Here is a 13895-nt window from a genome sequence, read left to right on the forward strand (position 1 = left end):
AACAAATATACTATTATGAAAAAACACATTTTTTATTTCATTTTAACCTTCATTACGGTTCAAATGAGTTTTGCTGCAAACCTATCTGAATATGCAGTAATTAAAGGAACGATTTCGATTCCAGATAGTAAAGTAAAAGAAGTTACACTTTACAATGTCGAAGAAGGAAAGCCAGTCGTTGCAGCTACCGCAAAAGTTAATTCGCTGGGGGAGTTTGGCTTTATGACACCAGTTTCAGCTGCTGGCTTTTATTATGTCGATTACGGACAATTTAAAAGCAGAAACCAATTAATTCGTTTGTATTTAGAACCTAAATTGGATATCAATCTTGTTATCAATAAAGAAAGTTACGTTTTAAGCGGAAAAAATATCGGACAAAATGCCTTGGTTCAAAAAGCCAATGAAATTTATAACGAATTTGCGCCTTTCGCTAGACTTGGAGGAAATGTAACTTATGTGGAGTTTTATCCTTTCATAGATAAAGGTGTGGCTAAAGCAGAAGAATTTTCGAATTCAATAAAAACGAAAGATGCTAGCTTTAATAAGTTATTAAAATTAGCCGTTGCAACAGATGTTGAAGAATTGACGTATACTTTTTTCAGAATGCCTAGAAGTGCATTTCCAGATAAAGATGATCGTCCTGCGGTAATCAAAACTTGGCAGACCAATAAAAAGTTTACAGATCCAGATTTATTAAAATTGCAAAATGGCGTTTCATTAATGTCACATTATTTCTTTTATGTAACAATGAATTCTGGTGGCGGGCCAAAACGTCTGGATTTAGCAGAAGCAATTACTCACATTACAGATCCAGTTTTAAAAGATGTTTATCTTCGTGATGCAGTTGCAACATCAAGAATGAAAATTGAAGAATATGAAAAAATTGCACCAAGTATAAAACCTTTTATGATTTCTGATGCAAGTAAAACATTTTTAGTAGAATACGAAAAAGTATTGCATAAAAGCGTAGGTCAAAAAGGATTAGATTTTACGTATAAAGACATTAATGATAAACCGGTTTCGTTTTCAGATTTTAAAGGTAAATTTGTTTACATCGATTTATGGGCAACTTGGTGCGGACCATGTAAGGCCGAGATTCCTCACATGAAAAAAATCGAAGAAGATTATCACGGAAAAAATATTGTTTTTGTAAGCCTTTCATTAGATAAACCAAAAGATGCACAAAAATGGAAAGATTACGTTATTAAAGAACAATTAAAAGGAATTCAGTTAATGGCAGATAAAGATTTTGGTTCAGATGTGGCTAAAAATTACGAGGTAAATGCCATTCCGAGATTCTTATTGTTTGATCCAAAAGGAAACATTATCAATGCAGATGCGTTTCGTCCTTCAAATCCTGAACTAAGAGAACAGCTTGACAAATTATTGAAAAGTTAATAAACCAGCTTTATGAAATACAGCAAAAAAATAGCGATCTTACTGCTCTTCGTTGGATGTTTGTCATTCGCGCAAGCGCAGCATTATAAAGCAAACGATCCAATTGCGGTCAACCAAAAAATAAAAAAAGGAGTGCTGCCAAATGGAATGACGTACTATATTTATCCTACTGAGGTCAATAAAAATACAGCAAGTTATTACATCATTCAAAATGTAGGTTCGATTTTAGAAAACGACCAGCAGAAAGGTTTGGCGCATTTTCTGGAACATATGGCCTTTAACGGAACCAAAAATTTTGAAGGAAAAGGAATCCTGAATACGCTTCAAAAACAAGGTGCTGTTTTCGGAAAAAATATCAATGCGTATACCAGCACAGACGAAACAGTTTATAATTTAGACAATATTCCGTCAAAAGATGGAGGAGTAGTCGATACTTGTTTATTGGTTCTGCACGATTGGTCTAATTTTTTATCGCTGACGAATGAAGAAATCGATGCCGAGCGCGGTGTAATTACCGAAGAATGGCGTACGAGACAAAACGCACGTGCTAGAATTTACAATCAGTTAGCACCTTATTATTACAACAATTCGCTTTACGCAGACCGTATGCCGATTGGCGATATGGAAATCGTTAAAAACTTCAAATATCAAGTTTTAAAAGATTTTTATAAAGATTGGTACCGTCCGGATTTACAGGCAATCGCAATTGTTGGAGATATTAATGCAGATGAAAGTGAGGCAAAAATCAAAAAACTTTTTGCAGATATTCCAACACCCGTAAATCCGAAAAAAAGATTTGAAGTTGCTATTCCAGAAAAAGCAGAACCTACTTTTAAACTGGCTCTAGACAAAGAAATTTCAGCATCGAATATCAATTTTATGATTCGTCATAAAGCTGAGAAAGCAACTGGAACTTATGCCGATTTAGAAAAATCTACACAACGAAGCATTGCGTTTGGAATTATAAACAATCGTTTGAGCGAAATGGCTCAAAAACAAGAATGTCCTTTTAAAGGAGCACAAATTGGATATCAAAAATATTCCCGTTTGAACGATGTTTTTGTAGTAAGCATAACGCCAAAACCAGATAAACAAGCCGAAGCTTTAACAGCAGTAATGAACGAATGGGTTCGAGCTTATAAATTTGGTTTTTCAAAAGGAGAAATCGAAAGAGCAGTTACAGAAACGATTTCTAGATATGAGAATTATTTAGACAAACTAAACGAGATTTCGCACAAACAAGTAATCGGAATGGTAAAAGATGATTATTTGAACCACGAAGTAATTGCAGATCCTAAAGCAGAATTTGAAATGACGAAAAGCATTTTGAAGAATATTGATACTAAAACGCTTCAGGACGAAATCACTAAATTATACACAAAAGAAAATCGTGTAGTAACCGTAACAGGCGTTGAAAAAGAAGAAAACCTAACACAAGAAAAAGCTTTTGATATTATTGAGAAAGCTGAAAATGACACTTCGCTACAGGCGTATGTAGATACTTTTGAAGGAAAAACACTTTTAGGAAATCTGAAAATTAATCCAGGAAAAATTGTTTCTGAGAAAAAAGAAACCGCAATCGATGCCACAACTTTTGTACTAAGTAACGGTGTAAAAGTGCATTATAAGTTTGCAGATAAAAACAAAAAACAGATAAACCTGCAAGCAGAAAGTTTGGGTGGTATATCCATGTATAAATCTGAAGACATGCCTTCAGCATATCGTTCTACAAGTCTGGCAATGATGTCTGGCGTTGGTGAACTTTCTAATGTTGATTTAGAAAAGGTTTTAAAAGGAAAAATTGCAAATTCATCTGTAAGTTTAAATTCTATAAAGGAAACAGTTTCGGGTTCTGCAAATGTTAAAGATATCGAAACGATGATGCAGCTAGTGCATCTGCGTTTTGTACAGCCAAGATTTGATACTAAAATGTACGAACTTTTAAAGCAGAGACTTCAAAACTCTTTAAAAAATAGAGAAAACGACATTAATGCTAAGATGCAGGATAGTCTGTCTAACATTGTTTACGGAAAAAATAACCCTAAAATTCGTCCATTAGATCAAAAATATATCGATGATTTATCTTTTGATAAAATGAAAGCGATTTATACGGATCGCTTTGCAGATGTTTCAAATTTTGATTTTTTTATTGTTGGGGATGTTACAGCAGAAGTTTTAAAACCATTACTAGAAAAATACATCGCAAGTATAAATGGGATTAAACGAAAGGAAAAATTTAATACCGAGATTCCAAAATGGACGTCGAATAAAATTGATAGAGATGTTTTCATAAAAATGGAAACTGCAAAAAGTTCTGTTCGAATCACATTTGTAAAGGACTATGCTTATACTCAGCGAAACAGAATTTTAGCTTCTTTCTTAGGAGATATATTGACTTTGCGTTACACAGAAAGTCTTCGTGAAAAAGAAGGTGGAACTTATGGCGCAGGTGTGGATTCAGGAATTGACAAATTACCAATTTCAAAAGCTAGTCTAGAAATTAACTTTGACTGCGATGCTAATAAAGTAGAGCATTTACTTCCAATTGTTTATCAAGAAATTGATAAAATTAAAAAAGGAGATATTGTAGCTGAGGATTTAGAAAAAACAAAAACAAACTATTTAAAGGAGAAAGAAGACAGCAAAAATTTTAATATGTATAGCAGTTATTTGCTTTACAGTTATTTTATAGATGGCAAGAATATGAATGATCCTAATAATTACGAAAATATTATAAAAGGTATTACAGCAAAAGATATTCAGGACTTTGCGAATTCGTTTTTATACAAAGCCGATTCATATGAAATCGTTTTCAAACCACTACAATAATCTGAAGAGTTTTTATTACTAGAGTTTAATTTGTATTTCCCTATCAATCAATTATTTTGAATTAGTAAGCAATTTAGTTTGAATAGCGGATTTAATAGAGGGTTGTTTTGCTATTCAACCCTCTTTCTAAAGTTTTTACCCATGAAAAAGAATATTTTTTTACTGGGCTTTTTCCTGCTGTTTTCCATATTAGTAAAAGCTCAGATATATAACCCAATAAAATGGAAAACCAGTATTGCGAAAATTTCTGATACTGAATATGAATTGCAGGCAAAAGCCATTATAGAATCGGGCTGGCATTTATACAGTCAGGAAGTTGCAGACGGAGGTCCGTTGCCTACAACTTTTAGTTTTAGCAAAACTTCAGATTTTCAATTAGTTGATAATGTAAAAGAAGAAAAAGGAAAAAACATTAATGATCCCGTTTTTAAAATGCAGATCAAGTTTTTTGAAAAAGAAGCAGCTTTTACACAACGCATTAAAATACTTTCGTCCAAACCTTTCAAAATTAAAGCTCAAGTGGAGTTTATGGTTTGTAATGATGAAAATTGTCTGCCGCCAAGTTCTGATGAATTAGAATTTAATATTAGTCCTTCCGCGAAAGCGAAAACTTTAATAGAAACAACCGTAAAAGAAAATAATAAACCAATTGTTTTTGATTCTTCGGTTTTAGAATTAAAAGAAAAAGCATCAATAGTTTCAAAAGAAATAGTTGAAACGCCAAAAGCAGCAGTAAAAAAAATCCAGCCCAAAACAGCATCAAGAAGCTTGTGGACTATTTTTCTTTTATCATTTTTCTCTGGATTTGCTGCATTGCTGACGCCTTGCGTTTTCCCGATGATCCCAATGACGGTCAGTTTTTTTACCAAACAAAGCAAAACCAAATCGCAGGGAATTAGAAAAGCCATTTTTTACGGAATTTCGATTATTGCCATTTATATTTTTCTAGGTGCCGTTGTAACTTGGGTTTTTGGAGCAGATTCATTAAATGCGCTTTCCACAAATGTCTGGTTCAATCTGATCTTTTTTGTGCTGTTAATGGTATTTGCCTTTTCATTTTTGGGTGCATTCGAAATTATGCTGCCGAATTCATGGGCAAATAAAGTTGATACGCAAGCAGACAAAGGCGGAATCGTCGGGATATTATTTATGGCTTTGGCCTTGGCAATTGTTTCCTTTTCGTGTACTGGGCCAATTGTTGGAACGTTATTGGTGGAAGCCGCTTCACGCGGAGGAATTGCACCTTTTGTGGGAATGTTTGGTTTTTCTTTGGCTTTGGCTTTACCCTTTACACTATTTGCTGCTTTTCCCGGCTGGCTGAATTCACTTCCAAAATCTGGTGGATGGTTAAATTCGGTAAAAGTGTTTTTAGGATTTTTAGAAATGGCTCTAGCGTTCAAATTTTTATCAAACGCCGATTTGGTTCTGCAGCTGCATTGGCTGGAAAGAGAAGCTTTTTTAGCCATTTGGATTGCCATTTTCGGAACGCTGACTTTTTATTTATTCGGAAAAATTCAGTTACCGCATGATACGCCGAGTTCAAATATCAGCGTTGGAAGACTTGGACTTGGTGTTGTAGTCCTGGCTTTTACCATTTATTTAATTCCCGGAATTTGGGGTGCTCCGCTAAAAATGATCAGCGGTTTTCCGCCGCCAATGCATTACAGCGAAATTCCAAATGGATTGAATAATTCAAGTTCGTCGCAAATAATACAGAATCTTCCAGAAGGAGCAGAGCTTGGGCCCCATAACATTATGGCCTTTACCGATTACGATTTAGGAATGCAGTACGCCAAAAAAATAGGAAAACCAGTTATGATCGACTTTACCGGCCACGCCTGCGTAAACTGCCGAAAAATGGAAGACAATGTCTGGTCTGACGAAAAAGTACAGAAAATTCTAAAAGGCGATGTAGTCTTGATTTCTTTATACGTTGACGACAAGAGAGAATTGACGCAAAACGAGCAGATTACCTCTAAGCTGACAGGGAAAAAGTTAAAATATATTGGTCAAAAATGGAGTGAATTTCAAACACTAACTTACAAAACCAATGCACAGCCTTTTTATGTTTTGGTAAATCATAACGGAGAAAAGCTCAATGAAACTTCAGCCTACAATCCAAATATTGAAGAATATTTGAACTGGCTGCAAAAAGGCGTTTCTAATTTTGAGAAAAGTTCATAAAGAGATTTTTATCTTTAATTTGTAATTATATTGTTGATGAAAGAGACTATCTAAAAGTGATAGTCTTTTTTTTATATTTTTTGTTCCGTAGGAACATTTCATCGGTAGAAAATTATTGTTAGCATATTCATCGTTCCATAGGAACGTTTCATTTTGACATTGTTTTTTAACAATTTACCAATTTCAAACGTCCTACGGACGTGAATATGACGGGGCATTATTTTGTCTACCAATGAAACATTCTTACGGAATGACGTTAGCTATATAAACGTAAAAAAAAGCGGTTATCTCAATTTTGAGATAACCGCTTTTTTTAGAATCCTAAGAGAGAGTATTAAGAAAGAACAGCTTCTGGCTGTTTAACGGCTTTTTTAGTAAAGTTTAAAGTCATTTGATCTAAATGTCCGTAGAAAAAAGTATCCAGAACTTCTTGAAAAACAGGATCTGCATTTTCTACCTGAACAAATAAACTCATTGACGAATGCAGTTTTCTTGCGCCAAGTTCGCCCAAAATACCTTCTGCTGACTTTTTCTTTAAAGTCAAAAGCAATTTTGAGATTTCAATTAAATGTTTTGCTAAAATCGGATGATTTAAAAATTCAGTTGCTTCTTTAAGATCTGCAACCGCATAATAATCAGAGAGCGCGCTTTTTCCCAATCCTTTTATCTGCGGAAAAATAAACCACATCCAGTGTGTTTCTTTTTTTCCTTTTTTAATCTCAGAAAGAGCAGTCAGATAAAGTTTATTTTGTGCATCTAAAAATCGGGTCAAATCATTTTTTGCGTAGATCATCTCTTGATTATATATTAAATGGTTTATAAATCGGGTTTGTTTAATCGGTAACACTTGTTTAATCTTTTATTATATTTTATCGAAATTTTCGATTATCAAAAGTAGAATTCCTATCTATTTGGGAGTTATAGAATTATAGCGTGGTGTTATATAATTTCGATAATCTTTAAGTGTAGGAATGTCCTGTTAATTTATTTTTAAAGTTTTAAAAAGAGCTAAATTCTAATGTTATTTTAATGTTCTGCAAAAAAAATGGCGCTAAATTGCGCGCTCCTAAAAATTAGGATCACTGCTCTAAATCACTGAGGTTTTGAACAAAATCGAATGTGATTTTTAGACTGAAAAGTAAATTTAGAGGCAAAAAAGACTTAGGAAATATTAAACTGTTTTGTGGTTAAAGTCTTTCAGGGATTTTATTGGTGATGTAACTTTTATTTTTTAGAAAATGTTGAATAAAATTAAAAATAGCTTTTTTTGCAAATGCCTCCAGGTGTTACTAGTCGGTTATTTTTTAATCAGCAGTTTAAATATCTCCAATAGTTTTGGCAGAATTATAAGTGACAATGCCGAAACTTATACTGTAAAAGGTATTGCATGCAATTTTCTAAAGAAAGTTTTTAAATGCGACGGAATTCCAGAAGAGTTGGATGATTACGAAACAAAAGACACGAAAACAGCGAAATTAGCCAAAGGAATTCCAGCAATGGAATATTTGATTTCGATAGAATCATCAATGCCTAATTTTTATTTTCACATAGAAACCAAAGGAAAAAACTACATCAATAATCCAATGTTTTCGTTTGGATTTCATGGTAAGATACATTTACCGCCTCCTCGAATGAACTCATAAATACTTGTTTTTTAGGGATTGGAAGAAAAATCTTGATCTCGAATACGGTTTTTGCCGTATATTTATTCTATGTAATAATCTCGTATTTATACTTACATTCATGACACCATTAAAACGTTTTTATACCTTATTGCAGCTCGATAAGCGCGATGTATATCAAATTATCTTCTATGCTGCTTTTGGAGGGTTAGTAAACCTTTCACTGCCTTTGGGAATCCAGGCTATTATTAATTTTATTCAAAGCGGACAGCTCAGCGTTTCTTGGATTGTTCTCGTAGTTTTAGTTACAATTGGAGTTGGTTTTGGCGGTGTTTTAACAATCTTACAGCTTCGTATAGTCGAAAACCTGCAGCAGCGAATTTTCGTTCGTTCTTCATTTGAATTTGCATACAGAATGCCTTTAATTAAATTTAAAGAAATGTATTCTGAATATGCGCCCGAAAAAGCCAATCGTTTTTTTGATACCTTAACGGTGCAGAAAGGAACGGCAAAATTACTGCTTGATTTCTGTACAGCATTTCTTCAAGTGGGTCTGGGTATTATTTTACTGGTTCTTTACCATTCTTTCTTTATGGTTATCGGACTTCTTTTCATTGTTATTTTATATGTCATTTTTAAATTTTCTTACAAAGATGGTCTAGAAACCAGTTTGAACGAGTCGAAGTTTAAATATAAAGTAGCCGCATGGCTTCAGGAAATTGCCCGCAATCGAGAAAGTTTCCGTAGAAAAGGTGCTTTTGAATACGCTTTAGACAGAAATGACGGCTATGTGAGTCAATATGTTAACTACCGTGAAAAACACTTTCAGGTAATGAAAAAACAATATATACAGCTGACTATTTTTAAAGTAATTGTTACCGCTGCCTTATTGTCGATCGGTGGTTTTCTGGTAATTCACCACCAAATGAACATAGGGCAGTTCGTAGCAGCTGAAATTGTAATTGTATTATTGATTAACTCAGTTGAGAAAATTATTTTCGGATTAGAATCTTTCTATGATGTTTTGACTTCCCTTGAAAAAATTGGACAGATTACGGATATGGAAATTTCATGCATTCCGCAGACTTCTGATAAAACAGAAAAAGGAATTAATATAGAAACGGAAAGCATCAGTTATAATTATCCAGAACATACCAAAAAATCGCTTAAGAATATTAATTTAAAAATCTCTCAGGGCGAAAAAATTATTCTAACCGGAACAAACGGAGCTGGAAAAAGTACTTTGTTAAGACTTCTTTCCGGAGTTTTGGAGCCAGAAAGCGGTGCCATGTATGTTACCGATAATTATATGAACCGTCTTAACGAAGACACTTACAGAGCTCAGGCAGGAACTTTTTTGCAAGGTGATACACTTTTTGCAGGTACAATACGCGAGAATATTGTTTTCGGAAACGAAACATTAAACAGTGATGATTTAAAATGGGCTTTAGATAATGTTGGTTTGACACCCTATATTAAAACTTTTGAGAACGGACTCGAGAATCAAATTCATCCAGGCGGGCGCGAACTTTCTGCTTCAGATGTTCAAAAGATTCTTTTGGCCAGAAGTATTGTCGGGAAACCGAATATTTTATTCTTAGAAGATCCGGTTGATAAAATGGACGAATTAACTTCGAACAAAATTGTTGATTTTTTACTTTCTGATGAAAACGACTGGACTGTAATTGTAACTTCTAAAAGTGACATTTGGAAAAGCAAGTGCAGCCGTATGATCACGATTGATGACGGAAAAATTATTAACGACATAAAGCTTTAATCATGCTCAATATATCTAAAGATAATAACGTACTTATAACGCCGGGCAAATACAAATCGATTACAAGCGTTGCCCGCAGGCCACATTATAAAATTTTAAATAAAGTCATAATCGGATTCTTGATTTTTCTTATCTGCTGTCTTTTTCTGCCTTGGACACAGAATATATCTGGAAGCGGTTCTGTAACGACTTTAAAACCAGATCAAAGACCGCAGACCGTGCATAATGCTATTGCTGGACGTATTGAAAAATGGTTTGTGAAAGAAGGAGATTATGTAAAAAAAGGAGATACTATTCTTTTTATTTCAGAGATTAAAGAAGATTACCTGGATCCAAATTTGGTTGCAAATACCAAAGAACAAGTTGATGCCAAAAAAATGGCTGCAGAATCGTATAGTGATAAAGTAGGTTCTCTTGATGTTCAGGCACAGTCGCTTACAACAGAAAGACAATTGAAATTGCAGCAGGCGCAGAATAAAATTCGTCAGGCACAGCTGAAAATAAAAAGTGACAGTATGGATCTTGTTGCGGTAAGAACACAATTGCGAATTGCAAAAACACAATTTGATCGTTCTACAGCATTAAACAAAGAAGGTTTAAAACCAATGACAGATGTCGAGCAGAAAAGATTAAAACTGCAAGAGTCTGAAGCTTATATTATTACACAGGAAAATAAACTTTTGAGCAGCAGAAATGAACTGATAAACGCCAAAGTTGAAATCAATAGAATTACGGCCGAATATGCTGAAAAAATATCAAAATCAAGAAGTGATAAATTTACAGCGTTAAGTACACAGTACGATACAGAGGCTCAGGTAAATAAGCTGGAAAATCAATACACCAATTATAAATTGAGAAACGGTTTATATTACATTACAGCACCTCAGAGCGGTTATGTCAATCGTGCTTTGCTGGCTGGTCTTGGAGAAACTATTAAAGAAGGAACTCCAGTTGTAAGCATTATGCCGTCTAAATATGATATTGCTGTAGAAACTTACGTAGATCCTATCGATTTACCGCTTGTTCACCGCGGTGCAAAAGTTCGTGTCTGGTTTGACGGATGGCCTAGAATCGTATTTTCTGGATGGCCAGGATTATCATATGGAACTTATGGAGGTAAAGTCGTTGCGATAGAAAACTTTATTAGTCCGAATGGGAAATATAGAATTTTGGTATCGCCAGATGGAGAAGATCGTCACTGGCCAAAAGAATTAAGTATTGGTGCCGGAGCACAAAGTATTGCTTTGCTCGAAACGGTTTCTGTAGGGTATGAAATTTGGCGAAACTTGAATGGTTTCCCGCCAAACTACTATAATTCTGGTGATAAAGAAGAAAAAGGAAAGGAGAAAAAATAAAATGAGAAATCTTGTAAAATTGCTTTCTTTCTTATTTCTGCTGAGTTTTTCTTCGCTTCAAAGTCAGAACTTTAATGAAGAAGAGCTGAGTTTCAGCGAGTTTTTGGGATATGTCAAAAAATACCATCCGCTCGTCAAACAAGCCAATCTTGAAGTAACCAATGCACAGGCGAGATTAATGGCGGCGCGTGGGGGCTTTGATCCAAAAATTGAAGTAGATTACAATAAGAAAGAATTTAAAGGAACCGAATATTATTCTATATTAAACAGCAGTTTCAAAATTCCGACTTGGTACGGAATTGAAGTAAAAGCTGGTTTTGATGATACAGACGGACAATATTACAATCCGCAGAATCGCACACCAGAAGCGGGTTTAACATCGCTCGGAATCAGCGTGGCTTTAGGGCAGGGAATGTTTATCAATCAGCGAATGGCTGATGTGAGAGAAGGAAAACTTCAGGTAAAATTAAGTGATGCCGAAAGAAAACTGAAAGCTATCGCCGTTTTGTACAAAGCAAGTGAAGCTTATTTCGAATGGAGAAAAAGCTACAACGAAGCCGAATTGTATAAGAATTACTTAGGCTTTGCAAGTACGCGTTTTTCTGGTGTTAAAAAATTAATTGAATCTGGAGATTCGCCTGCAATTGACAGCGTTGAAGCTAGAATTACGGTAAGAAACAGAGAATTAAATGTAGAAAATGCAAATTTGAAACTAGCTAAAGCAAGACTTAATCTGGCTAATTATTTGTGGATTGAAAATATCCCGGTTGAATTAGGAGATTTTGTAAAACCAGAGCAGAATTTAGGTCAGACGATTGAAGAAACTTTAAGAACAGATGCCATGATGGTCGATGTTGAATCGCTGGATTCTCATCCGAAAATACAATCGTTAGAAACTAAAATGTCTATTTTGGAAGTGAACAGGCAGTTAAAGGCAAATTCACTGCTTCCTAAAGTAAATGTTGGTTACAATTATATTTCAGAACCGCAATATTGGAACACTTTTAATGCCGATGACTATAAATTTAATATCGATTTTAGTTTTCCTATTTTCTTAAGAAAAGAAAGAGGGAATTTAAAAATGGCTAAAATTAAAATTCAGGATCTGCAGTTCGACATTGGGCAGCAGCGATTGGAACTTAAAAATAAAATAAAAGCACAGCAGACAGAAATCGCTTCTTTACGAAGACAGAAAACCGTAATTGATAATCTTGTTAACGATTATATGACAATGCTGAATTCAGAAGAGAAACTGTTTTCATTTGGAGAAAGTTCCATTTTCTTAATTAATTCTAGAGAAAATAATCTAGTAAGTGCCAAATTATCTCAAATTAGTTTAGAAAATCAGTTTTATCTTTCTAATGCCGAGTTGTACAAAATATTGGCAAATCCAGATTAAAACAAATCAAATATGCAGTTTGCAATGACTGTAGTATATTAATTTTCAGAATTTAAATTCAAAAAAGCTTCAGATTTTTTCTGAAGCTTTTTTATTTAGAGAAATAATACGACCTTTCTCTTTTCATTTCTGAATTAAAATTAAAAGAAATAAATTAAACATGAAACAAGCAATTGTAAACGCTGTTGTGCATACTGGTGAAGAAATAATTGAAAACGGTGTCGTTATCATAGAAAACGGAATTATTATTTCGGTGCAAAGTGAAATTCCAAGTGATATTGAAAAAATTGATTTAGGCGGCAATCATCTCGCAGCTGGTTTTATAGATATTCAAATCAATGGCGGCGAAAAGTATTATTTCAGTCAGACTCCAAACGAAGAAACCATTCAGGATATTTACGATTCGAGCTTGAAATACGGCACAACACATGTTTTACCGTGTTTGATTTCTTCTTCAAGAGAAACCATTTTAGAAGGAATTCAAGCCGTTCGCAATTACATGAAAAAGCATAACAATGGTGTTTTCGGAATGCATTTAGAAGGGCCATTTTTAAATCCCTTAAGACGGGGCGCCCACAGTATCGATCAGGTGCGAAAACCAACAAATGAAGAACTTAGGGAAATTATCGAAAAAGGAAAAGATGTTATTAAAGTAATTACAATTGCTCCAGAATGTTTTACAGAAGAACAATTAAATATGTTGATTGAAAGCGGAATTACCATTTCAATCGGGCATTCGACCATAACCCATAAAGAAGCGCAACCTTATTTTGCTAAAGGAATAAATCTGGTAACGCACTTATTTAATGCCATGACACAGTTTGGACATCGTGAACCAGGATTGGTTGGGGCAGTTTTTGAAAATGAAGAAGTTTATTCTCCAGTTATTCTGGACGGCGTACATTGTGATTATGCCGCGGCCAAAGTGGCTTATAAACTAAAAAAAGACAAATTCTTTCTAATCAGCGACGCAACGTTTTTAGGCCGAAAAGTATCCAATTTTAAATGGGACAATTTTGATGCTCATTTAGAAAATGGTTTTTACAGAAATGAAGACGGTAATTTGGCAGGAGCTTCAATATCAGTGGCAGAAGCAGTACAAAACGCCTATAATCATCTTGAAGTTTCTGCAGATGAAGCAGTAAAAATGGCGGCTTCAAGAGTTGCAGCAGCAATTGGTCTGCAAGATAAAATCGGAAAAATTAAAGCTGGATTTCCTGCATCTTTTGTAAAATTCAATGCTGATTTATCTACAATCGAAACGTTAGATTTAACGTAAAATACAATTTTTTAAATCTTAAAATATAACTTTTAAGTACTGTAGTGACTGG

At 34.3% G+C, this 13895-nt stretch carries 9 protein-coding genes; 8 read left to right on the forward strand and 1 reads right to left on the reverse strand.

The annotated features are described in order from the left end of the window. Window positions 1-15 precede the first annotated feature (15 nt). The 3 genes from EDB96_RS21185 (at window position 16) to EDB96_RS07015 (ending at window position 6411) form a co-directional block, all read left to right on the forward strand. A complete protein-coding gene (locus tag EDB96_RS21185) occupies window positions 16-1398 on the forward strand; it encodes a TlpA family protein disulfide reductase (RefSeq protein WP_243839314.1) in 1383 nt (460 codons plus the stop codon). 12 nt (window positions 1399-1410) lie between these two features. Continuing rightward, window positions 1411-4227, forward strand: coding sequence for a M16 family metallopeptidase (locus EDB96_RS07010; protein WP_134139892.1), 2817 nt, complete (start codon window positions 1411-1413; stop codon window positions 4225-4227). Window positions 4228-4368: 141 nt separating this feature from the next. Then, window positions 4369-6411, forward strand: coding sequence for a protein-disulfide reductase DsbD family protein (locus EDB96_RS07015; RefSeq protein ID WP_134139893.1), 2043 nt, complete (start codon window positions 4369-4371; stop codon window positions 6409-6411). Window positions 6412-6745: 334 nt separating this feature from the next. Here the strand turns inward: EDB96_RS07015 and EDB96_RS07020 are convergent, their stop codons facing one another. Continuing rightward, window positions 6746-7204, reverse strand: a complete 459-nt coding sequence (locus EDB96_RS07020) for a DUF1810 domain-containing protein (RefSeq protein ID WP_057116746.1) — start codon at window positions 7202-7204, stop codon at window positions 6746-6748. 490 nt (window positions 7205-7694) lie between these two features. Here EDB96_RS07020 and EDB96_RS07025 point away from each other — a divergent pair, with 490 nt between their 5' ends. From EDB96_RS07025 to nagA, 5 genes are all read left to right on the forward strand, one after another. Next, window positions 7695-8054: a hypothetical protein gene (locus EDB96_RS07025; RefSeq protein WP_241774351.1), complete on the forward strand. Its 360-nt coding sequence runs from the start codon at window positions 7695-7697 to the stop codon at window positions 8052-8054. Window positions 8055-8154: 100 nt separating this feature from the next. Continuing rightward, window positions 8155-9810: a peptidase domain-containing ABC transporter gene (locus EDB96_RS07030; RefSeq protein ID WP_057116744.1), complete on the forward strand. Its 1656-nt coding sequence runs from the start codon at window positions 8155-8157 to the stop codon at window positions 9808-9810. A 2-nt stretch (window positions 9811-9812) separates the two neighbouring features. Next, window positions 9813-11165, forward strand: coding sequence for an HlyD family secretion protein (locus EDB96_RS07035; protein WP_134139895.1), 1353 nt, complete (start codon window positions 9813-9815; stop codon window positions 11163-11165). A gap of 1 nt (window position 11166) precedes the next feature. Further along, the gene (locus EDB96_RS07040) at window positions 11167-12564 is read left to right on the forward strand and encodes a TolC family protein (RefSeq protein WP_134139896.1); all 1398 of its coding nucleotides are present in this window, start codon (window positions 11167-11169) and stop codon (window positions 12562-12564) included. Between the two features lie 160 nt (window positions 12565-12724). Then, on the forward strand, window positions 12725-13843 hold the full coding sequence (gene nagA / locus EDB96_RS07045) for an N-acetylglucosamine-6-phosphate deacetylase (protein ID WP_134139897.1): 1119 nt from the start codon (window positions 12725-12727) through the stop codon (window positions 13841-13843). Window positions 13844-13895 lie beyond the last annotated feature (52 nt).

Origin of the sequence: Flavobacterium sp. S87F.05.LMB.W.Kidney.N, assembly GCF_004366435.1 — a bacterium.
Lineage (GTDB): Bacteria > Bacteroidota > Bacteroidia > Flavobacteriales > Flavobacteriaceae > Flavobacterium.